Raw genomic sequence first — 22,816 nt, 5'->3', positions numbered from 1 at the left:
AATTGCCATATCTAGTAAAATGAGAAATAGACCAGCTTCAAAATCCGTATGTTGTCCGCATAAATAACATTACCTTCATTACTGTAAATAAACTTAGTAAATGCAAAAACTAATCTTTATTGATTAGGATAATAAATTAATAAAATTATTGTTAGCTTTCAAACAGGAAATTGAGAATTACTTGCCCGAATAGAAAACTGATTAAGATAAACTAGAGGTTGACTAGGATCAAAAGGTCGCCCATCTATGAAAGCGTTAGTTGGTTCAAATTTCATTAATTCACTAGGAATTCTAATATTTAGGACTTTAGCTACTTCTTTATAGATAGAAATAGGATAAATTCGATCCAAGATTCTATCAGCATCTTTCGGATAACTAGTGGTTTCTAGTTGATTCCAACGAATCATTTGGGTTAGCAACCATACAGCATGAGAACGCCAAGGATAATTAGCATGATCGGGGATCTTAAGATAAGGAGTATCTTGATAGTGAAAAATAGTAAAGTCGGGAATTTCTACTAATTTATTGTTAGGAGTGTTATTGGTATAAGTATACTGTCCATTTAAAGTTGGTTCAATTAAAGTCCTATCCAAGTTTAAATATTGACTTTTAGCTAATATTTCAGCCATTTCTCTGTGATGACGCTGGTGATCGCAATATTGGCAGGCTTCTAATAACGCAGCCATTAAAGATCGTGCAGTAACAGGATGTTTTTTCACCCAACCATCCATAGCGGCTAAAATCTTATTAGGATGTCCCTGCCAAATGTCTCGACTAATATTGATGATGAATCCTGTATTTTCAATAATTGCAGAGCGCGTCCATGGCGCCGAAATACTATAGCCTTCTATCATTCGTGCTTGTAATTTATATGTCAATTGCCTGGCCTGAAATTCTAATAATCCTACCTCACGATCAGGATCAACTCCCATAGCTGCTAGCCAATAACGTAATAAATAGGCATCCATTGAAATTGGGGAGTCTATAGCAAAGCGAGTCTGGCTACTGCCTCGAATATATTGGCGAAAACTTCTTTCAAAATCCCTAAAATTATTATAATTTAGGAAGGGACGTAAACCTTTTTCCCAAGCTTTCTTAGTAAAGGTAATGGCACTACCATTCAAATTAAGATTCATCAGGGAAATAAGGGGAGCTTTGTGTTTCCCTAACTGTGCAAACATAGGTAAAGCAAAGGGAGCTTGTGCGGCATCTAATTGCCAGCTCAATAAACCCTTTTCGATTACTTCCCAGGAAGATCGACGTTTGAATGTAACTTTTAAGCCATAACGCTGAAAAAAACCCTTTTCTTGGGCAATAATCAAGGGAGCAGCATCGGTAGTCGGAACAAACCCTAGAATTAGGTTAGTTTTTTCCAATGAGCCAAATTTATTGTTGGGGTTTAATGAAGTTTCTGACGAACGAAGGAAATCTAGATTACCTTGAACGCAAGCAGTTATTCCTAAACTAGCCGTTCCTAGGCTGCTATATTTAATGAATTGACGACGCTTCATAATGAAGGTTAATAGGAGTAATCTAAAGTTTTCAGTGAATATTAAGCTAACATCTCTTTAATTATTTTTCATCTACTATACAATTATTCTATATATCCTTAAAAATACTACAATTGGCTTATTTAGATAATAACAAAAATTAGTCTAATAATCATAATTTTTTTTACTTTATTCATATATTTATTTTCTAGAATTTTCTCTATTTTAGTTATAGTAATTTTTTATTTATTTAAAAATAATAAATTCTAGTGTGTAGAAGACAGTGTTTTAAAAACTTGTCCTAATAAACCATAATTATTAGTAAAATTAGAACGCATTGATCAATAGTTATTCATTCGAAACGAATAGTTAATAGAGCGATATAGAACTTAGTCATTGTTGGCTCAGGTTCAGCCGGTTACACCACATTGATTGACACTGAACGGGCTGAATAAAACATGTTATTCTTGAATATTTAAGAGTAGCAGGCATTCGTGGTGGACGACTAATGACTACTACGACTTCTGACCGTAAAAGTATAAAAAATTTTAGAGTTGTTTGAAGGTACTACCTGTTCTGAATGAATGGAATAGATGAGAACAAAAACAAAACATTGAGTTCCTCAACGTTATACTAAATATATAGTTAAATTCCATTTAAGTCAGCGTATTTTCAAGCTGCATTTGGCCGAACGTAAAATATTAACCTATAGTCTAATTGTTTCGACAGGAAAAATCACTAAACACTGAAGAATTAGTAATGAAGAGAAGTTTTAGGGTCGGAGAATTTCTGTCTGTGCTATCCGTAATGGAGCAACCCCAATGTTTAGAAATCAAGAACTAGTAATTTATTATAGGAGATGAAAATACTGCAGCAGAAAAAGATCTTTATTTAACTAAGTGCGGATCATTGATTTATATCCTAGTTCGTAGAAAGGAAATGCGGGTTGGTGAAACTCTACAAAATCGAGTCTTCAACCATTTAAACATTATCATTTTCTGCAATAGAAAAGTAGTAGGCGTCATCCTTAGTGATTCTAAATTCGAGGGGCTAACAATTCGTAATAATCAGACGGAAGAAAAGGTTAGAGGGTTATTGTATGCTACTTGTCATATCTCCAATACAGACTTACTTAAAGAACGGTTATAACTCAATGATACTGTTTCTGTTTTAACAAAAACAGAAACAGTGCAAACCGATATTAAAAGGGTTTATGCGACTGGAGACGTACAAAAAATCATACATATCGCCAAGCAGCTACTGCCGCTGGAACATATTGTATTGCAGCATTAATTACACAACGATGGCTATCAGCATATAACCTAATTCAAGAAGATGAGATAATCCCCGAAACTCAAGGAAACAAATATCAAAAAGGACCAGCTTCTGTTACTTACATAGCATATCCTTCAACATAACGAGACTCGTTATATTGAAGGATATGTCCTGCTACAATTATTCCATAAAAGTGAATGCTTAATTATGGCTAAATATATTTCTTCTAACTGCATATCATATTATAAAGCTAATTGTAAATAAGTTTGTTGATGAATATGAAGGAAAAATACATCCTATTGAAGTTGACATCGAAATCAATCCTAAAATTTTTCATAACAGTCAGGTAATGGGGACTACTACTGTTAAATCTTTTAAAGATAAAGAATCACTTGAACATATCTATAAAATAAAACAAAAATAATATTAATAAATATTTACCTGTTGAAGTTAACTGAATAAATTATCAATAAATTTTTAAACCTTCTGACATGCCAATAATTATAACTTTTTTCAGTGGAATATTAATGGGATTATCAACTGCTCCTATGTCAGTTTTTTACTTAGCATGGTTAGCTTTAATTCCTCTATGGTTCTTTACTATTAAGACTCATAATTATCTTAATCAATTCGAAGAAAAACTAACTATAAAATCTTTTATTTTTCACCAAAAAACCTGGAGTGCTTTATTTTGGGGATTAGGTTATCATGGATTAAGTTTATTTTGGATTACTGGAATTCATCCCATGACTTGGATGAATTTTTCTTGGTTGACTAGTTTATTAATTGCTATTATTTGTTGGCTATTTATTACCCTTTGGGGAGCTGTATTGGTTGCTACTTGGTCATTGGTTATTAGGGGTTTTGATTATCTAAATTATAGAAATATTTATCTTAAAAATACTTTAATTAATTCTTGTTTTAGGGTTATTTTTGGTGTCGCAATTTGGTGTTTACTGGAATCAATTTGGAGTCAAGGACCTTTATGGTGGACTTCACTTTCCTACACCCAAAGTCCTAATAATTTAGCTATTTTACAACTTAGTCAATTCTCAGGATTTTCGACTATAACTGCTGCTATTGTTGCTGTCAATGGATTAATTGCAGAAGGAATGATTTTACATGATAATCAATCTAAATTAATTTTTTTAATTTCAAAAAAAAATTCTTTACTAAGATTTAATCTGTATAATAATAACTCTTTAACTCTTTTTGTTATATCCAAAATAGTTTTACTTGGGTTGCATTTAACAGGATTATTTTTATATAAAATACCAGTTCTAAAATCAGAAAAAAATGCCATAAAAGTAGGTATTATCCAAGGTAATATTCCTAATACCATAAAACTTTATGCTGAGGGTTTACAAAAAGCGACTTATGGTTATACAAATGGCTATAAACTATTAGCTGATAAGGGCGTTGATTTAATTATAACACCAGAAACTGCTTTACCCTTTAACTGGAATCATATTGTAATTAATAGTCCTTTATATTCAGAGATTTTGACACACAAAGTCCCTGTTTTATTAGGAGCATTTGGCAGGCGAAACAACAGCTATACCAATAGCTTATTTTTAGTGACAGGAGAAGGGGAAATATTAAGCCGTTTTGATAAAGTAAAATTGGTTCCTTTGGGAGAATACATTCCTTTTGAATCTATTTTAGGCAAAGTTATTGATCGACTTTCTCCTTTAGACAACCATTTAAAAGCAGGGGATAACAATCAAATTTTTAAGACTCCCTTTGGTCAAGCAATTGTAGGAATTTGCTATGAATCAGCCTTTAGTGAACATTTTCGTCGTCAAGCAAAAATAGGTGGAGAATTTATAATTACAGCGTCCAATAATGCCCATTATAGTACAGCAATGCCTGCCCAACATCATGCTCAAGATATAATTAGAGCCATTGAAACAGGTAAATGGATGGCAAGAGTAACTAACACCGGATATTCTGGCATTGTTAATCCTCGTGGTCAAACTTTATGGATATCTGATATTAACACTTATCAATTACATCAAGGGAAAATTTATCGTAGTCACAGTCACACTTTATACGTCCAATGGGGCGATTGGTTAACTAAAATATTATTATTGTTAGGGATAATATTGTTGTATTTTAAGATTAAATAATAATGATTAAATTTAAAGGATAATCGGTACAAGTAAACACTACAATTCATGTATGTTTACAACAACGTTTTAGTTTGTTGATGATCTAGATCAAAGCTTGTATTAATACAATTGCTCAATAAGGTTATGTTTTTGTTTAAGCAAGGTTTAGTCATCTGATATAGATGGCTTGAATTGATTCTTTTATACTAACTACTATTTGTCACTTGGGAGTAGAGAGTATGGCTTAATATTTTAAATTAAACAATCAACTAATACTTCACCTTTCAGCCAATAATTGAAAAATACATATAATAATGTATCAAGTATAATTAATAAGGTAAAATACTCAAATAACGTCTATTTAAAATCAATATAAAAGTGGCAATCAGTAATATTATATTATTGATCTTCAATCTAGACTGATATTCTATCATCAAAAATCGATCTCTAATTATAATATTAATTTATTTATCTTAACTTAAGATATACCTTTACTAAATAAAAGTTATTTTCATTATAAAAACAGCTAATAGAAAAACTTATTTAATATTTCATTAAAAAAATAATAGTGGAAAACATAAGTTCGAACAAAAAAAAGATATAGTTAATAAATATTCTTCCAGTTTAACAGCTACATTATCTTTTTTATATATAGGGTATAGTGAAATATTTAAAGACTTATTAAAGTATATAAAATATAATTATGATCGTTGTCACTCTTACATAAAGGTCATAATCTTAAATGAATTTGCAGGTTTCGGTTATCTGGATGGCCTTGGTGTTGAACGTTGTTACAATGACGGGATGTAGTAACCCGTCAAGAACTCAAAGCAAGACTAAAGAAATTTTAGATATTACTGTAAGTATTGTACCTCAGAAATATTTTGTTAGAAAAATTGGAGGTGATCGCGTCAAGATTAATGTTATGGTAAGACCTGGGGCAGACTTCCATAACTATGAACCAAAACCCGAACAGTTACAAGCTTTGAGTCATGCTGAAGCTTACATTACTATCGGTATCCCGTTTGAAAGAGCATGGATAGATAAGATTTCAGGGGCGAATACTCAATTGCAAATTATCGACTCAGCTAAGGGAATAGAACGCCTCCCTATGATAAACCATGAACATCACCATGATAAATCAAAATCAGAAAGCGCGACAGAAACCCTAGATCCCCATATTTGGCTATCTCCAACATTAGCCAAGATACAGGCTAAAAATATTTATCAAGGATTAACTAGACTTGATCCTAATTATCAGGTAGAGTATTTAGAGAATCTAGAAATATTTATACAAGAAATTGAGCAGTTAGGTAGTAAAATAAAAGAAAATCTCAGCCAAATAAAAAATAGAAAATTTGTCGTATTTCATCCGGCTTGGGGTTACTTTGCTAATGAGTATAACTTGACTCAAATACCTGTAGAAATAGGAGGTCAAGGACCGAGTCCTGCTGAGTTAGGGAAATTAGTTAAAGAAGCTAAAGAAGAAAAAATAAAAGTTATTTTTTCTCAGCCGGAATTAAATACCAATCCTGCTACAGTTATTGCCAAGGAAATCAATGGAGAAGTTTTATTAATTAGTCCCTTGGAACCTAATTGGTCAGAAAATTTACTAAAAGTTTCTGAAATTTTTTCTAATGTTTTAGATTAAATTTATAAAGAACTACCACCAATTTTATTTTATGTCTACTGAAGTTATTAGTCTGAATCATGTCTGGGTAAAATATAATAAAACTTTTGTCTTAGAGGATATTGATTTTACGGTTTATGAAGGGGATTTTATTGGGTTAATTGGTCCAAATGGAGGGGGAAAGACAACCTTATTAAAACTAATATTAGGATTAATTTCTCCTTGCCAGGGGAATGTTAGAATTATGGGAAAGCGAGTTAGTTTTGGACGACAATATATAGGTTATGTTCCTCAAGTCTTAGAATTTGATCGAGAGTTTCCCGTCAGGGTTGCTGATGTCGTCAGGATGGGACGGTTAGGAAAACGTCGTCTATTACGCAGATACAATGCTAAAGACGAAGCCATTGTCAATCATAGTTTAGAAAAAGTAGGAATAGTCGAATTACGCAATCGTCCCATTGGTCAATTATCCGGAGGTCAACGTCAACGGGTTTATATTGCCCGTGCTTTAGCTTCAGAACCTCGTATTTTGTTGTTGGATGAACCTACGGCAAGTGTTGATTATCAAATAAAGAGCAGTATTTATAAGTTACTGAAAGAGATTAATCAATACATCACAATTTTAATGATATCCCATGATATAGGAGAAGTTTCAAGCTACGTTAAAACTATAGGCTCTCTCAATCGCCGTCTACTCTATCACGGAGAGAACCAGCTCACCAGTGATATTATTGAACGGACTTATCAATGTCCTATTGATTTAATTGCCCATAGAGTCCCCCATCAGATTCTTACTTAACATTCTTGCTCCCTTTACAGTAATGATTGAAAGTATTTTTGAGTTATTTCAATTTGAATTCATGCGGAATGCTCTTTTAGTAGGGGTATTAGTTAGTATTGCTTGTGGTATCGTCGGTACACTTGTAGTTGTTAACCGTATTGTATTTATCAGTGGAGGAATTGCCCACGCGGCCTATGGCGGTATTGGGTTAGGTTATTTTTATGGTTTTAATCCTATTGTCGGAGCGATTATTTTTGCGTTAATGGCAGCTTTAGGAATGGGATGGATAGCCCGAAAAACTGAACAAAGGACGGATACTTTAATTGGTGTCATGTGGGCAGTTGGTATGGCGATTGGGATTATTTTAGTGGATTTAACCCCAGGGTATAAAGCAGATTTAATGAGTTACTTATTTGGAAGTATTCTAACAGTATCCAAAGCAAATTTACTAATAGTAGTAGGTTTAAATACTGTTATTATCTTGATAGTAACAGTATTTTACAAGGAGTTATTAGCTATTTCTTTTGATCGTATTTTTGCATTAACTCGTGATCTTCCTGCGGATACTCTTTATCTTATATTAGTTGCCATGATTGCTTTGACTGTGGTAATGGTAATGCAGATTGTTGGATTGATTATGGTAATTGCATTATTAACAATTCCGGCAGCAATTGCAGAGCAATTTCTGCAAGATCTTAAACAAATAATGATAGTTGCGATTGTCCTAGGAGGATTTTTTACAACCCTTGGACTGGGTTTATCTTATTATTTTAACTTAACTTCTGGGGCAACTATTATTCTAATATCTGGAATTACTTATTTACTTAGTTTAGTCATTAAACAATATAATAAAATTAAGTTAACTTAAAATAGATATAAGAAGTAATTATTCTTTTATTTTAATTAAATTAAGGTTTTACTTAGGATAAAAACTAATCCTTACACATAATTTATTCGCAAATATTTCGATGATATTTTTGAATAATTTGGCAAATATCTTCTTTCTCATATCCACTTACAGCACAGTAAATTAAGAGGTTATGATTCTATTGTCAAAACATGAAGTGGACAGAAAAGAAAATTCTGAGTTATATGGTTAAGATTATACTTGATAAATTAAATATGAACTGCGATATATTTGGTTTAACGATATCTTGATTAATAGTTAGAAAAAATAAAAATTAAGTAATTGTAAAATCGTAGTTAACGTATTAATTTTAGTTAACAACTATAATATAGTTAGTCTACTTTTAGTACCATATTCATTAATTTATATATTTTTAATTTTTTTAAAAAAAATTATTTTCTTTAGTACAAATACTTTTTTAACAAGATAAAAATAGGTAGAACAACAAATTTAAATTAAAAGCATTAATTGAGATATCTGCGAATAAGAGTAATTTATCATAAAATCTATAAAGATAAAATTATTTGTATATTTTTTAGATGAGATTTTATTACATTAACTAAAGGAAAAATCTTGATGCGGAAAGCCATACCCGCTTTTTATAGGCGTAAATCTTCACTAATATCCATTAATTTTCTTACAATTGTTCCCTAACTAAGATAACCCCTTCTTCAGCTCAATATAAATCAAATATATAAACCTTTTACCATGTAAATATATGCATCGATATTGAAGTAAATAATCATGCTTTTCTAACTCATATTCCACCTCTGTTCATTCACAGGCTGCAATGTTGCAAGTTACATGGATTATAAATTAATTGGTTGTTGACGATGAAGGAATCTTTTTCGAATTGATTGATCGACTGATTACAGCAATGGAGAATGGAACAAACTTCAAGTTTTTATCCTAGTTTCCAATTGTGTTATACATTTCTTTAAATCTATGACTCTTTCTTTTAATTCGATTAACAAAATAGAAAGACATTTAAATATAGGATCACTCTATCCGATGATTTTTCCTTCCACGACTTAGGGACTAGTTTTAAAAAATAATTCAGGTACAGATGGATTAGGAGATTTTGTTCTTGAGACAGGTGACGGACTTCCATTTTTAAGTAACCGATATAGATTCCAATATTAGTGATATCTATTCTTAACGATCTCTCAGAACTGGCAACAATCTCTGATGATACCTTTGACTAATAAATTAATCATCGATCCTGCTTATAGCAGGATACAGACTCTAGTAATGGAGTGATTGAATATGCATCACTCGTCAACTCACCTAAAATTTAACATAAGAGAATGTTCGTACAATTACTCTAGCGACCAAACTGTAAAGCCCCAGGATCAACTACTAGTTGATCCTGGGGCTTTACAGTTTGATCAAAATCTTATTTTTGTTTATTTACCAAATCATTTAGCTTTATTGTTAAAAGGAAGAGAAATACAGGTTTCTATCTGTTCATACAATATTTGACTGTCAATATTTTGACCAATTAATACGATTTGATTTTTAGGCTCTTTTTTCCATTCATCATCTTCTAAGGTAAACCGTTTACCACTAAGGTGAAAAATATGACGTTTGGGACTTTCATCAAACCACAAAATACCTTTAGCACGAAAGATATTCTCAGGTAGTTGATTATCTAGAAAGTACTGAAATTTACGAACTGAAAAAGGTTTATCACTTTCGAAAGAAATCGATATAAATCCATCATTTTCTAAATGGTTAGAATGATCATGGTGGTGATGTTTGTTTTCGTGTTCATGATTTTTTTTTGCTTCTTTAGAAGCAAAATATTTACTAGAATCAAATAAACCCACACTTAAAATCAAAGGTAAGGGTACTTCAGACTGTTGAGTGCGTAAAATTCTGGCCGCTTCTTTAATATCTCGAATTCGAATTTCTATAGCATCTACATCTGATTTGTTCACCAAATCTGTCTTATTAAGAATAATAATATCTCCGTAAGCAATTTGACTATAAGCAGCTTGAGAATTAAATAAATCTAAACTAAAATTAGAACAATCTACCATTGTAATAATAGAGTCTAAGTGGGTCATACCTCTTAATTCTGTTCCTAAAAATGTTAAAGCAACTGGTAAAGGATCAGCGACTCCAGTAGTTTCAACGATCAAGTAATCAATCTTTTCAGGACGTTCTAAAATTTTATAAACTGCTTGAATTAGATCTTCATTGATAGTACAACAAACACAACCATTACTCAGTTCTACTATATTGTCTTCAGTAGCAACAATAAGTTCATTATCAATGCCAATCTCGCCAAATTCATTGACAAGAACTGCAGTTTTTAATCCTTCTTGATTAGTAAGAATATAGTTAAGAAGAGTTGTTTTTCCACTACCGAGAAACCCTGTAATAATAGTAACTGGTAAGCCATGCTTGGCTATATCTATTACTTCGTGAGTTTCTGGCTGTCTATTAATTATCTGCATAATTTTCTCTGTTTGTATACATTTATAAAACTTTAGAATAAAGACTGCTACGATAAAAGTATAAAGTCAACCATTATAACATTTTTTACTTTCACCAATGCTTTACCTTCGTGAGTAATTATATCGCTTTTTTTATCAATTTTTCTATTAGTGAGTCCAGTTACTTATGCTATTCTAACGACCTCTGCAATTCTCGATCAATTCTCTGTTGCTAAAAAGGGTTAGTTTCATTTTAGGTAAGAGTTATATTATGTTAATTTCTCAATTTATTTATTCAATGTACCATTCTTACCTTGTTTTTGTTACAAAAATAAGGTAAGAATCCTATTATCTGGTTATTCTCTACAATTAATTCCTTTGATATCTTCTACTTCAACAGTGATCACCCTATTATGTTTTATACAACGCCAAGTAGTTAGTTAATTGTTAGGGACTGCAAAGTTATTATAAATATTATCTAAAGAGAAGATCATTATATCAAATCCTAATTTAACCTTGAACATGACCAAATTCTCCCTATCAATTACCAGACACGTCAATATTATAAACGGATGTTCCATAACCTATGAACTCATCGCAATACACATTTTTGAACTCTCAATATAAAATACCCCTCGTTGGGGCATTAAGAACATCAATAGCTCAAAAAAATATAGCTTTTCATACACCTGCCCATAAACAAGGGCAAGGAATATCACAATCCTTAAAAAAGTTACTAGGAAAAACTGTATTTACTGCTGACTTACCAGAGTTACCCGAATTAGATAATTTATTTGCCCCATCAGGAGTGATTCAAAAAGCGCAGGAATTAGCAGCCGAGGCATTTGGGGCAGAAAAAACCTGGTTTTTAGTGAATGGTTCAACTTGTGGTATTGTTGCAGCAATTTTAGCTACTTGTAACCCAGGAGATAAAATTGTTTTACCTCGTAATATTCATCAATCAGTGATTGCGGGGTTAATTCTGTCGGGGGCGGTTCCAATTTTTCTTAATCCTTATTATGATCCTCTTTGGGATCTTTCCTATAGCATTACTCCAAATTCCTTAAAACAGGTGTTAGAAGAAAATTCTGATGTTAAGGCGGTTATGATAGTTTACCCCACCTACCATGGTATTTGTGGGGATATAAAATTGATCGCAGATATAACTCATCGTCAGGGAATTCCTTTGCTGGTCGATGAGGCTCACGGAGGGCATTTTACATTTCATCAAGACTTGCCTCCTTGTGCTTTATCAATGGGAGCCGATTTAACCGTACAATCGACCCATAAGGTATTAGGAGCCATGACTCAGGCTTCTATGTTACATCTTCAAGGTACACGCATTGATCCCCAAAAAATTAGTCGTGCTTTACAGTTGATTGAGTCTACAAGTCCAAGTTATTTATTGTTAGCATCTTTGGATGCAGCAAGACAACAAATGGCATTACATGGAAAAGAATTATTGGATAAAACTCTTAAATTTTCCGAAAAAGCTAGGCAACAATTAAGTCAAATTAAAGGCTTATCTATTTTAGATTTTAAAAAACCTATTAACGGGTTTTATTACTTAGATACTACGCGATTAACGGTGAATATTACAGCCTTGGGATTAAGTGGCTTTGAAGTGGATGAAATTTTTCATCAACAATTAGGAATAACGGCAGAATTACCCATGTTACGTCATTTAGCATTTATTATTTCTATGGGTAATACAACAGATGATATCACTAAACTAATAGCAGCTTTCCAAATCTTAAGTAACTCCTATTTTTCTCCCCATCTCCCCATCCCTCCATTTCCCCATCTCCCCATCCCCTCATCTCCCCATCTTCCCATCTCCCCCCGTGAAACTTTTTTTGCTGTAACAGAAATGGTTGATTTAAACTGTAGTATTGGCAGAATTAGTGGGGATTTAATTTGTCCTTATCCTCCAGGAATTCCTATTTTAATGCCAGGGGAAAAAATTACCGATCAGACCTTTGAATATTTACAAACAGTGTTAGCTCTAGGAGCTAGTGTTATTGGCTGTAGCGATTCCAACTTACAAAAAATAAAAGTATTGGCTTAATGGAAAACATTAATGAAAGATGTTACAATTTAGGACTGGGCAAAATAATCTTGGCTTTTCTAAACTAGCTATGAAGACATTACAATTAAATCAAAAACTGCAAGTATCATTCTACAAGGGTTTTAAGATCTCAGACACTTAATTTTTATAAAAATTAAGTGTCTGGAGTTAAAGAATCTACTCAGAATAAGACTTGCAGTTTTTGACCCGTATCATACTTAAGTCTAGAAAATCCACAATTTTTATCTTTTCTTTTGAACAATTAAAAAACGCTTATGATTTGGCCGTTTAAACCTAGACCAACTAAACAAATTGCCCGTATTGAAATTAATGGTGCTATTTTCTCAGAAACTCGTAAAAATGTTTTGAAAGCTTTAAAAATCGTCAAAGAAAAAAAATTCCCCGCTTTACTTCTACGAATTGATTCTCCAGGAGGGACGGTAGCAGATTCCCAAGAGATTTACGAGGCACTCAAAAAATTAAGAAAAAAAGTTAAAGTAGTAGCAAGTTTTGGTAATATTTCTGCCTCTGGAGGCGTTTATATCGGGGTGGGAGCAGAGTATATTGTTTCTAACCCAGGGACTATTACTGGGAGCATTGGAGTTATTTTGCGAGGAAATAACCTCGAACGGTTCCTCGATAAAGTTGGGGTTTCCTTTAAAGTAATTAAATCTGGACCTTATAAAGACATTCTTTCTTTTGATCGGGAATTAACTGCAGAAGAACAGACTATTCTTCAAGAAATGATTAATGTGAGTTATCAACAATTTGTCAATACCGTTGCTCAAGGTCGTAATTTAGATGTAGAGAAAGTTAAAAGTTTTGCTGATGGACGCATTTTTACCGGACAACAGGCCTTAGAATTAGGAATGGTTGATCGACTAGGAACTGAAGAAGATGCCCGTCGCTGGGCGGCTGAATTGGCAGGACTTAATCCCGATCAAGCCCAATGTTATACCATCGAACAACCTAAACCTCTATGGAATCGAATTTTATCTCGGAATAAAAGCAAATCTGGGTTAGGAGTAGCAATAGATTGGGTTAAATTTGAGTTAGTGACCAATGGCCAACCATTATGGTTATATCGACCCTAAACTCTAAATGTTAAGCAAAAGTTGTCGGAGGGATTTGATGGTGAATTGCAAAGTGCGGGGCATTCGAGGAGCAACCACAGTATCAGACAACACCAAAGAAGCAATAAAGGATGCTGTGACCGAATTGCTTGAAACGATCGAAATCCTCAACCAACTTGATCCCGAAGACATAGTTAGTGCAACCTTTACCACTACCAAGGATCTTGATGCCATCTTTCCAGCAGCGATCGCCCGTCAACGTCCGCACTGGGATAATGTTCCTTTATTAGATTTGCAACAAATGCACGTTGAAGGAAGCTTACAAAGATGTATTCGGGTGTTAATTCACTTCAACACCCCAAAGCCTCAAGTAGAAATACACCATTCTTATTTACGAGATGCTCGTAACCTTCGCCCCGACTGGCATTTTATAAAATTGGGCTAATATTCCTTTATTAGATTTACAACAAATACATCTATAAAGGAGCTTACGAAGATGTATTCAGGTGTTAATTCACTAGGTAAGGGCTACTTTTAACTTTCCCAATCGGAAGATAAAGGTTTACGCTGTTAATAATATCAATGGGGATAAACCTTATGTTGTCCTAAAGCAGGATAGCTTAGACATTTTGTGTTTTTTAGGAAATCCCCTAAGGTCTGGTTGAACCTCCTGTTAAAGAAACCTTAAAGAAACCATCAAAGAAAGGGATATTAAAGTTCCTAATTTGATTAGGTAGTCTAAAAATTAGTGTTATCAAGCCTAAATTAAATATAGGTGACATTATTTATTTTGGAAAAGAACAAATCTTCAAGTGGTAATGCAGCCAGTTGTATTTTTTCGTAGTGTAGACTATTCGCATATTCAAATCAAAAATTTCTATTGCAAGTCGAAGATAAAAAGATAGGAGTTATCATTTGTTTAGATATGCAATAAAGGTAATTTTACCATTCGTTTAAGAAACTCTTATATTTTAAAATCAGCTCATAAAACAGAATTTAATAGAGTAATTCCTAAATTACGCGTAAACAAGGTGATTATTAATGTAGAACTGGTAAACTGACTTTAAGTTCATGATGAGGTAAAATTGAGGTAATGAACATGAAAAAAACAACAGTTAAACAACAACAGGAACAAATTACCTATCCTAATTTACCTCTAGCAGTATATCGAGAATTAGCGGCTCATTTGCAACAAGTCAAGGGAGTTACCACTGAGTTAGTTCCTCAACAGTCAGAACAGTTTGATTATACTCAAAGTCAAGTGGAAACTTTATTAATTCAGTATCCGAGTTCCCTTAATATTCCAGAAAAACACCAGATTAAAAGAATTTTAGACTATTATGCTAAAGTTCATGGAACCTATGATCGGAAGTAGTTAAAAGGGAAAATTTTTTTCCTTCGTTAAACAAAAGATATTAAACTAAATTAATCAAATATCAACTAGTAGTTTTTAGTTAATAACTAAAGTCTTTTCTGGGTACGATAATTAGCAACAGATTCCACCAACCCTAGAGCAATAAAATTAGTTAGTAATGCTGATCTACCATAACTTAACCAGGGCAAAGGGATTCCCGTAATAGGAGCTAAACCTACCGTCATACATATATTAACAACAACCTGAAATGCGATCATTGATAACATTCCAACAGCTAATAAAGACCCGAAGTTTTCTTTGGCCTTACAGGCAATAATTACTAAGCGAAAACAAATTAACCAAAAGGCAAATAAAACACAAATACTGCCAATAAAACCAAACTCTTCTCCGACTGCTGCGAAAATAAAATCCGTATGTTGTTCAGGAATAAAATTTAATTGAGTTTGAGTTCCCTGATGCAGTCCTCGTCCCCATAATTCTCCCGAACCAATAGCAATGCGCGACTGAATTAACTGATAACCTCCACCGAGAGGATTTTTTTCTGGCTCTAAAAAAAGAGTTAGGCGATCCTTTTGATAGTCTTGGAGTAATCTCCATAACACACCACTTAATTGCCCTGCTACTATATTAACAGCGACCGCCCCCATGGCAAAAACAAAACGCATGGGTAAAGTAAACCAAGCAATTGAACCCATGATCACTGTCCAAATAATCCAACCCAGGGGCAAGACGTTGACTAACATCGCAGAAACCAGGGGAGATAAAATTAAAATGAGCCATCCTGGGTGCATGTTTGCCCAGTACAACATTCCTAAGGTAATTGCTGTAAAAACTAACCCTGTCCCTAAATCTGGCTGTAACATGATCAGCATCCAAGGAACTGCTGTTACCACAAAAATTCTTAAGACGGCTGGGATTGTTGTGGCTTGTCTTTCATGTAACAGAGCTCCTAAGCTAATAATTAGACCAACTTTAGCAAATTCTGAAGGTTGAATATTAAAGCTACCAATGCTAATCCAACTTTGCGCTCCATTAGCCGCTACTCCAATGATAATCACCGCAATGAGAGAAATATTGGTGATAGCGTAGGTCACCCAATGCAACTGTATAAGAGGTTCATATCTCCAGCGAGCTAGCGTCAAAGTGATCACTAACCCTATTATCCCAAAAATCCAATGTTGCCACCAATCTACCGATCCTTCTAGAAGTTCGGTACTGCGGATCATCAACCCTCCTAAACCGGTTAAACCCACAGTTAAAAACATTAATAGCCAATCAACTTGGCCTAGGTTATATAACCACAAAGGTAAACGTCGTCTTTTAGCAAGTCTAGGCATCATTCAGGAAACCTCCTCATTTGAAATAGGTTTTTAACTTAGGTTAAAGTAGCTACCGATACCTTAGCAGCAATTTTTTGGGCGAGTAGGGTTAATGCTTTAGCCGAAACCGATTCAGGGGCACCTATAACAATTGGAATTCCTTGATCTCCTCCTTCACGTAAGGCAATTTCGAGAGGAATACAACCGAGTAAGGGAACATTTAATTCTATAGAAGCCTTTTCACCCCCACCTGAACCAAATAGATCGTAAGTGCGATCAGGTAAGTCAGGGGGAATAAAATAGCTCATGTTTTCCACCAGCCCCAACACATTAACCCCTAATTGTTGGAACATTTTTAGCCCACGACGAGCATCTAACAGGGATACGGTTTGAGGAGTCGTAACAATGACAACACCTGCTATAGGAACTGCTTGAGCGAGAGTTAACTGAGCGTCTCCAGTTCCTGGGGGCATATCTACCACCAAATAATCTAAAGCTCCCCAATTGAATTGATAGAGAAATTGACGAATAATGCTATTTAGCATTGGACCACGCCAGATAACCGGTTGATCAGGCTCAATTAAAAAGCCCATGGACACTATTTTTACCCCATAATTAAAGGCAGGCTCTAGGACTTCTCTTTGGGCCCCCTGTTCGGCCTTAAATCCGCTGCTGGCTAATCCTAACATAATCGGAACATTGGGACCGTAAATGTCAGCATCGAGTAAACCAACTTTGGCTCCTGTTTGAGCTAAAGCAACAGCTATATTTACCGCAACGGTGCTTTTCCCTACACCTCCTTTACCACTCGAAATAGCGATAATATTTTTGGTTCCAGCGACGGATTGTTGGTTGGGTAACACTTTTTGTTGAGGGATTTCGGCGGTTACTTCTACTTCAACAGTTTTTACTCCCGGTAATTGTTTAACGGCTTTTTGACAATCTTCAACGATAAATTCTCTTAAAGGACAAGCAGGAGTAGTCAAAACTAGGGTGAAACTAACTCGGGAGCCATCAATGACTACATTGCGAATCATATTCAAGTCTACTAAACTTTTCTGAAGTTCAGGGTCCTGAATTGGACGTAAGACTTCTAAAACTGATTGGGTATCTAACATTATAGTTTTCCTTATAAAGCAATGTTAAGTATTTTTTCCACTGCATCTATGAAAATGTTAACGGTTTTGGGGACACAGATGTTCGATGGTGAGTAGGTGAGCTTAAATAAGTAGGGCTTGAAAGCACTAGTTATTTAAGAAAAAATCTTATCAGGGTTAAATTAAGAGCAAATATTTTTTGTTTTAAAAATAATAATATTCAAGTAAAGAATAAAAAATAAATAAAATAAGATGTGTAAAACTTTACCAGTCCTCTCAAAATCGCACCAATTAGATAGAAGAAAAACTTATAACAATTTTTAAAAAATACTTATGAAATATAAAGATTATTAAAACTAGTTAATTAATGTGAAAAAGTAATGTATCAACTAGGATTGGTGTTAGACTTAAAGAAATTATCGCTTATTTTTACTAAGTAACAGTAGAGTATCTCAATAATAAATTTAAGTCAATTTAAACGAGAGCTTATTAATTTATAAATTTCGTTAATTTTAAAATCTAAAGTTTTCTGCCCTAGCTTGCTAGTTAATTCTCTATTATCAGTTAGGTATAGTCATATTAGCTAATGTCATCTCTTCGTTTAAGAGTCTTTTTGAGAGTTAGACTAGAAAAGAAATTTAGGTTAAGTAAAACTTAAAAAGTTCTCCGCAGAACACAAGCTAAAGTTAATGCGATAGATAAAGAAAATATATATAAATTGGCGATAGCAATTATAGAAGCAATCGAATCACCTCCAGGACAAAAGAGTTTTGAAAGTTATTAACTAGTAATTTACTCTACTAGAATTATGAATAATCGATATTTCTTACAAAATAAATCTTAAATTATGAATAATCGATAAAAAAACATGATATTGGCTTAATAATTTTTAAAATTAGTTAAATACCCTTTTCTTTAGATAAAACAAATACATTCCCTTCATTCCCTCTTCCTAGTCGAAGATCATCATCTAAATAAGTAATTTCTAACCATCCCTGTTGTTCTTTACTTTCGATACTAAAATCTAGAGGAAAAAACTTTTTTCCTGCTTCAATATCTTTAATTAACTGATTAGGTGACTGATATCCCAATAACCTTTGTGAACCAATAATATAACGTTCAAATTTAACATTAATTCGCCTGTCAGAGACTACTTCAAACCTAGCTATAATACTTACTAATCCTTCTAAAAAAGGGACTCCAATAATTTCAGCAATATTGTAAAGTTTTCCGTCAGCCATACGAAGACATTGATAAATTTGTCCTAATTGCAATACGGGAAGGCGATCAAGTCCTAAAATTCCCTTACTTGTGGTGTAGAGTAACCGCCAATTTCCATCAAGTAATTCTTTTGCTTCTAGAGTTTGAGGGTTGGGGTTATGATCTTCAAGTTGTTCTAAGGCCGAGAGAACTCTTACCCGATCAATTTCCGTCGCTAATAACCCTCGATTTTTTCCAGCGATCGCTTCTAATAGTCTTGTTTTTTCATTCATTCTCAAATGTTTCCTCCAATTAATTTTTGGTAGGAAGTCATATTTTTTAAACCAAAAACTTCTCTCACTGTCTTTTTAGAGTTATTTTTTAATAGTTTATTTATCTTGGGTAGGTAAGTCAAATAACACTTGAGTCATATATTTATTAGCCCATTTTTTACCAAAAGCTTTTTCTAGAACCTGACGGGTTTTATCATTTTGTTGTTGCTTTGTACAAAAGTAATGCTGTCCGGCTAAGTTATACATTTGCTGTTTACCAGAAACAGTTTGAAAATCTACCGCGGTCTGACAGTGAATCTTCAAAAATTCAGCCACACGGGACAAGAATTAAGTTTCTTCTTCTGGGTCAGTTGGGCGAATAAATAAAAAATAGTCGGAGAAAATATCGCCCCATTCGGGTAATCTGCGGGATTCAGAAAACTCCAAGACTGGTGATTTGGATAGGGCTTGGTAGTCTTCTGAAGAAAGAGTCAGTTCTCGGTTAGCGGGAAATAAATCAGCGATCGTCGCACTTACTTTTTTAGTACTTGCTGCGATATTACAACCGAACATAGGTAGGGAATAACTCGGATGAGGAAACATCACACAATGAAGAATATCCAATTCCTGTCCTACTTTTGCAAATTCTAAATGGAGTTTACGGAACTGAAGAGTTTGATAACATTGATTTTTAATTGCCACCTTTTTACCTCTGAGTTTTCCTTCTACATGTCTTAACCCGTCAGGTAATTCATAGGAGATTAGGGGAAAATACTGTCCCCAATGATATTGGATAACATCAGCCAGTAGTCGCATCAAGGGGTTTAGTTGGGAGCGAACAGAAACGGGGAAAGTGTCTAATATCCCCCTTAATAGCTACGATTTTCGAATAATTAGCGATGATTGCTACACAAGGAAAGATTTGTCCAAGCAATTCTCCACCAGCATCCAACTCAATTGTTGTAGCCTTGGCTATTCTAACATTATGTCAAGACATTAATTCAGTGTTATCTTTTAAACTTCGGTATTTTTTTAGCATAGAATATTGCTAGTAGTTTATTGATTAAACCGAATTCATCATTGTAGTATCTGAAGTTCATATATTCGGATTAGGATGGACGGAAGTAGTGGTTATTATCGGCGTTGCTTTATTAATTTTTGGTCCTAAAAAAATTACTAAGATTGGAGCTACTTTAGGAAAACCTCTACGTGGATTTAAAGATGAAATTCATTTTTTCGGAGATGAGTATTTTAATGATAAAAATTGAGTGCTATTGTTAACTAATGAATGTTATAAACCCTAATTCATAGTCCAATCTGAGAAGTTGACTAGACTCAATATCCTAATATTAGATTCATTTTAACTAAGAGATAGCTCCTCTAGATTTGAGAATTATATATTAATTTCGATAATTTATCGAGCATAAATATAACTATTCGAGTTTCTCCTTTATTAAAGTAAACAAAAATAATTTAGAATAAACAAATATGTTCATCTCATTGTTGAGGAGTGAAAAGCATTGATAAATTATTTTTTATAGCTATTCAAACAAACTAATGCGAATAAGGTCGCATTAACATCCGTCAAGAATGATTACAGCGTTGCTTGCTAAAGTACAACAGTTAACCTTTCCACTCCCCGTAAGAATAAATGGCACAATCAAAGAAAGTTGTCGATTTAATCAACCTATTGAGTTAAGAAAATACAAAGAAGCGAGATAAAAAAATGATTAGCTGTATTCTGTCGATTGAACTCATTGCTTAGAGAACTGAAGAAGTTAGTAAAAATTTATTTAATTGAGCTCAACAGACAAGTTAAAAAAAAATTAGGTTTTCGTATGGTCTTCAGTATCGGTACAGACTTAGTGGTGATTAAAACGGAATTTTAAAGCGAGATTAATAAATTTATTGTCAATTTTAACAGAAAAAGAGAACTTGTCGAAGTAGATTTTCCCAATACTGAAGTCATTAAAGAGCTTACTCAAATTACTATCAATGTAGTGGCTGCTAACGATTTTGTTTCTGTCGGGAATACTTTAGTTATACTCTGAAAACTGAGATTATACCTAGAATACTTCAAATCGATTAGCAACAAATTCAGAAGGTAAATTGTTTGTTTTGACAGATTGTGAAGTACGATCAGAGTCGAGTCTTGATAAGGTAAATGTGGTGATTGTGGAAACACAATTCCAGAAAGTGAATAAATGATTTTTCTTCATTGTTGATGAAAATAGCTGTATTGTCAGTATACATCTCACTTAATAATCATATTTCTCTATTATTGGACAGACCTAATCCATGCTAAACAAACCTGAAGTTCTCATTGAAGCCATCACCGCTAGAGAGATTTTAGACTCCCGTGGTCGCCCTACCATTGAAGCAGAAGTGTTTCTCGAAACAGGTGCATTTGGTATTGCCCAAGTTCCTAGTGGGGCATCAACAGGTAGTTTTGAAGCTCACGAATTACGGGATGATGACCCTAACCGCTATGGTGGTAAAGGGGTACTCAACGCTGTCTGTAATGTTAAAGAAAAAATTGCGCCCCAATTGTTGAATACCAACGCCTTTGATCAAATTTCTGTTGACCAGAAAATGATTGATTGTGATGGGTCTTCTAATAAAAAAGAATTGGGAGCTAATGCTATTCTCTCAGTTTCTTTAGCGACGGCTAAAGCAGCAGCGGCTGAACTACAGCTCCCTCTTTATCGTTATTTAGGAGGTCCTTTAGCCAATGTTATCCCTATCCCTATGATTAATGTCCTTAACGGGGGCTCCCATGCGGATAATAATGTTGACTTCCAAGAATTTATGGTGATGCCCATTGGGTCCGACTCCTTCAAGGAGGGGTTGCGTTGGGGGGCTGAAGTCTTCGCGACTCTGAGTAAAGTTCTCAAAGAACGTAACTTGTTGTCTGGCGTGGGGGATGAAGGGGGCTATGCTCCCAATCTTCAGTCTAATCAAGAAGCCTTAGATTTACTAATTGAAGCCATCGAACGGGCAGGGTATAAACCTGGAAAACAAATGGCTTTGGCCATGGATGTGGCTTCAAGTGAATTCTACAAAGATGGACAATATGTCTATGATGGTTCAGCCCATTCTTCCCAAGAATTCATTAAGTATTTAGCTAAATTAGTGGATCAATATCCTATTATATCCATTGAAGATGGCTTGCAAGAAGAGGACTGGGATAACTGGAAACTTCATACTGAGTCTTTGGGTTCTCGCATTCAATTAGTGGGGGATGATTTATTTGTCACTAACCCAACTCGTTTACAGAAGGGAATTGATATGGGAGTTGCTAATTCTATTTTGATTAAACTCAATCAAATTGGAACCCTCACCGAAACCATGGAAACTATTGCTTTAGCAACTCGCAAACAGTATAGTTCAGTGATTAGTCATCGTTCAGGAGAAACCTCAGACACTACTATTGCTGACTTAGCTGTAGCTACTCGCGCTGGACAGATTAAAACCGGTTCTTTGTGTCGCAGTGAACGTGTTGCTAAGTATAATCGATTGTTACGGATTGAAGAAGAGTTAGGTGATTGCGCTCTTTATGCGCCGAAGGTAGGTTTAGGACCTCAATAAGGACTTAAACCTACCTTCGGATTTGATTGATTCATTTTGCCCACCTTTCGAGGTGGGTTTGTTCTTTTGATAAATTTTTATACTTAAAAGGCATACACGAAAAGTACATTCAACGTAGAACTCCGAACTCATAAAATTGTAGGGTATATTAACATAACGCCATATACTAAAAAACTATTTGAGTGCGTT

17 protein-coding genes and 1 pseudogene are annotated in these 22,816 nt (G+C 34.0%); 11 read left to right on the top strand and 7 right to left on the bottom strand.

From position 1 onward, the window contains the following. Positions 1-158: 158 nt before the first annotated feature. Entirely contained in the window at positions 159-1,511 is a 1,353-nt protein-coding gene (locus ETSB_RS05530; protein ID WP_044106810.1) for a CmpA/NrtA family ABC transporter substrate-binding protein, read from the bottom strand. 888 nt (positions 1,512-2,399) lie between these two features. Between ETSB_RS05530 and ETSB_RS09670 the strand changes: the two genes are divergently transcribed. The 5 genes from ETSB_RS09670 to ETSB_RS05510 all read left to right on the top strand — a co-directional run bounded on the left by ETSB_RS09670 (position 2,400) and on the right by ETSB_RS05510 (position 8,155). After that, positions 2,400-2,639: a hypothetical protein gene (locus ETSB_RS09670; protein WP_145972241.1), complete on the top strand. Its 240-nt coding sequence runs from the start codon at positions 2,400-2,402 to the stop codon at positions 2,637-2,639. Positions 2,640-3,292: 653 nt separating this feature from the next. Then, positions 3,293-4,894 carry an apolipoprotein N-acyltransferase gene (gene lnt / locus ETSB_RS05525; protein ID WP_044106809.1) on the top strand — a complete coding sequence of 534 codons (1,602 nt, stop codon included), beginning with the start codon at positions 3,293-3,295 and terminating at the stop codon, positions 4,892-4,894. Between the two features lie 724 nt (positions 4,895-5,618). Next, positions 5,619-6,527, top strand: a complete 909-nt coding sequence (locus ETSB_RS05520) for a metal ABC transporter solute-binding protein, Zn/Mn family (RefSeq protein WP_044106807.1) — start codon at positions 5,619-5,621, stop codon at positions 6,525-6,527. Positions 6,528-6,558: 31 nt separating this feature from the next. Further along, entirely contained in the window at positions 6,559-7,305 is a 747-nt protein-coding gene (locus tag ETSB_RS05515) for a metal ABC transporter ATP-binding protein (protein ID WP_044106806.1), read from the top strand. 22 nt (positions 7,306-7,327) lie between these two features. Then, complete coding sequence (locus ETSB_RS05510; RefSeq protein ID WP_044106805.1) at positions 7,328-8,155, top strand: metal ABC transporter permease; 828 nt, start codon at positions 7,328-7,330, stop codon at positions 8,153-8,155. Between the two features lie 1,457 nt (positions 8,156-9,612). Here ETSB_RS05510 and ETSB_RS05505 read toward each other — a convergent pair. Further along, entirely contained in the window at positions 9,613-10,656 is a 1,044-nt protein-coding gene (locus tag ETSB_RS05505) for a CobW family GTP-binding protein (RefSeq protein WP_044106804.1), read from the bottom strand. A 565-nt stretch (positions 10,657-11,221) separates the two neighbouring features. On the opposite strand from ETSB_RS05505, the gene ETSB_RS05500 reads away from it, so the two are divergent. The 4 genes from ETSB_RS05500 (at position 11,222) to ETSB_RS05485 (ending at position 15,151) form a co-directional block, all read left to right on the top strand. Further along, complete coding sequence (locus tag ETSB_RS05500) at positions 11,222-12,703, top strand: aminotransferase class I/II-fold pyridoxal phosphate-dependent enzyme (protein ID WP_044106803.1); 1,482 nt, start codon at positions 11,222-11,224, stop codon at positions 12,701-12,703. Between the two features lie 275 nt (positions 12,704-12,978). Beyond that, a complete protein-coding gene (sppA, locus tag ETSB_RS05495) occupies positions 12,979-13,797 on the top strand; it encodes a signal peptide peptidase SppA (RefSeq protein WP_044106802.1) in 819 nt (272 codons plus the stop codon). 37 nt (positions 13,798-13,834) lie between these two features. After that, positions 13,835-14,221 (top strand): chorismate mutase, encoded by a 387-nt coding sequence (aroH, locus tag ETSB_RS05490; protein ID WP_044106801.1) that lies wholly within the window; start codon positions 13,835-13,837, stop codon positions 14,219-14,221. Between the two features lie 654 nt (positions 14,222-14,875). Then, positions 14,876-15,151, top strand: a complete 276-nt coding sequence (locus ETSB_RS05485) for a hypothetical protein (protein WP_044106800.1) — start codon at positions 14,876-14,878, stop codon at positions 15,149-15,151. A gap of 86 nt (positions 15,152-15,237) precedes the next feature. Here the strand turns inward: ETSB_RS05485 and rodA are convergent, their stop codons facing one another. The 5 genes and pseudogenes from rodA to ETSB_RS09965 all read right to left on the bottom strand — a co-directional run bounded on the left by rodA (position 15,238) and on the right by ETSB_RS09965 (position 19,991). Next, the gene (rodA, locus tag ETSB_RS05480) at positions 15,238-16,491 is read right to left on the bottom strand and encodes a rod shape-determining protein RodA (protein WP_044106799.1); all 1,254 of its coding nucleotides are present in this window, start codon (positions 16,489-16,491) and stop codon (positions 15,238-15,240) included. Between the two features lie 35 nt (positions 16,492-16,526). Next, a complete protein-coding gene (locus ETSB_RS05475) occupies positions 16,527-17,588 on the bottom strand; it encodes an Mrp/NBP35 family ATP-binding protein (RefSeq protein ID WP_044106798.1) in 1,062 nt (353 codons plus the stop codon). 878 nt (positions 17,589-18,466) lie between these two features. After that, positions 18,467-19,060: a PAP/fibrillin family protein gene (locus ETSB_RS05470; protein WP_044106796.1), complete on the bottom strand. Its 594-nt coding sequence runs from the start codon at positions 19,058-19,060 to the stop codon at positions 18,467-18,469. Positions 19,061-19,156: 96 nt separating this feature from the next. Beyond that, a pseudogene (locus ETSB_RS05465) lies at positions 19,157-19,903 on the bottom strand (phycocyanobilin:ferredoxin oxidoreductase). Next, positions 19,839-19,991: a hypothetical protein gene (locus ETSB_RS09965; protein ID WP_171816415.1), complete on the bottom strand. Its 153-nt coding sequence runs from the start codon at positions 19,989-19,991 to the stop codon at positions 19,839-19,841. Before ETSB_RS09965 ends, ETSB_RS05465 begins: the two are co-directional and overlap by 65 nt. A gap of 148 nt (positions 19,992-20,139) precedes the next feature. Here ETSB_RS09965 and ETSB_RS05460 point away from each other — a divergent pair, with 148 nt between their 5' ends. Then, positions 20,140-20,307, top strand: a complete 168-nt coding sequence (locus tag ETSB_RS05460; RefSeq protein ID WP_044106795.1) for a twin-arginine translocase TatA/TatE family subunit — start codon at positions 20,140-20,142, stop codon at positions 20,305-20,307. Between the two features lie 1,030 nt (positions 20,308-21,337). Further along, entirely contained in the window at positions 21,338-22,627 is a 1,290-nt protein-coding gene (gene eno, locus ETSB_RS05455) for a phosphopyruvate hydratase (RefSeq protein ID WP_044106793.1), read from the top strand. Positions 22,628-22,816 lie beyond the last annotated feature (189 nt).

The sequence above is a fragment of the cyanobacterium endosymbiont of Epithemia turgida isolate EtSB Lake Yunoko genome (genome assembly GCF_000829235.1).
GTDB lineage: Bacteria > Cyanobacteriota > Cyanobacteriia > Cyanobacteriales > Microcystaceae > Rippkaea.
The sequence above is the reverse complement of the archived record's forward strand: the minus strand, read 5'-3'. Positions and strand labels throughout refer to the sequence as shown.

What these genes read in the sequence shown, in the direction of transcription:
- ETSB_RS05500 (WP_044106803.1), top strand. Translation starts at nt 11,222, where the DNA reads ATGAACTCATCGCAATACACATTTTTGAACTCTCAATATAAAATACCC.
- ETSB_RS05530 (WP_044106810.1), bottom strand. Translation starts at nt 1,511, where the DNA reads ATGAAGCGTCGTCAATTCATTAAATATAGCAGCCTAGGAACGGCTAGT.
- lnt (WP_044106809.1), top strand. Translation starts at nt 3,293, where the DNA reads ATGGGATTATCAACTGCTCCTATGTCAGTTTTTTACTTAGCATGGTTA.
- ETSB_RS05520 (WP_044106807.1), top strand. Translation starts at nt 5,619, where the DNA reads ATGAATTTGCAGGTTTCGGTTATCTGGATGGCCTTGGTGTTGAACGTT.
- sppA (WP_044106802.1), top strand. Translation starts at nt 12,979, where the DNA reads ATGATTTGGCCGTTTAAACCTAGACCAACTAAACAAATTGCCCGTATT.
- eno (WP_044106793.1), top strand. Translation starts at nt 21,338, where the DNA reads ATGCTAAACAAACCTGAAGTTCTCATTGAAGCCATCACCGCTAGAGAG.
- ETSB_RS05510 (WP_044106805.1), top strand. Translation starts at nt 7,328, where the DNA reads ATGATTGAAAGTATTTTTGAGTTATTTCAATTTGAATTCATGCGGAAT.
- ETSB_RS05505 (WP_044106804.1), bottom strand. Translation starts at nt 10,656, where the DNA reads ATGCAGATAATTAATAGACAGCCAGAAACTCACGAAGTAATAGATATA.
- ETSB_RS05470 (WP_044106796.1), bottom strand. Translation starts at nt 19,060, where the DNA reads ATGAATGAAAAAACAAGACTATTAGAAGCGATCGCTGGAAAAAATCGA.
- rodA (WP_044106799.1), bottom strand. Translation starts at nt 16,491, where the DNA reads ATGATGCCTAGACTTGCTAAAAGACGACGTTTACCTTTGTGGTTATAT.
- ETSB_RS05475 (WP_044106798.1), bottom strand. Translation starts at nt 17,588, where the DNA reads ATGTTAGATACCCAATCAGTTTTAGAAGTCTTACGTCCAATTCAGGAC.
- aroH (WP_044106801.1), top strand. Translation starts at nt 13,835, where the DNA reads ATGGTGAATTGCAAAGTGCGGGGCATTCGAGGAGCAACCACAGTATCA.
- ETSB_RS05515 (WP_044106806.1), top strand. Translation starts at nt 6,559, where the DNA reads ATGTCTACTGAAGTTATTAGTCTGAATCATGTCTGGGTAAAATATAAT.
- ETSB_RS05485 (WP_044106800.1), top strand. Translation starts at nt 14,876, where the DNA reads ATGAAAAAAACAACAGTTAAACAACAACAGGAACAAATTACCTATCCT.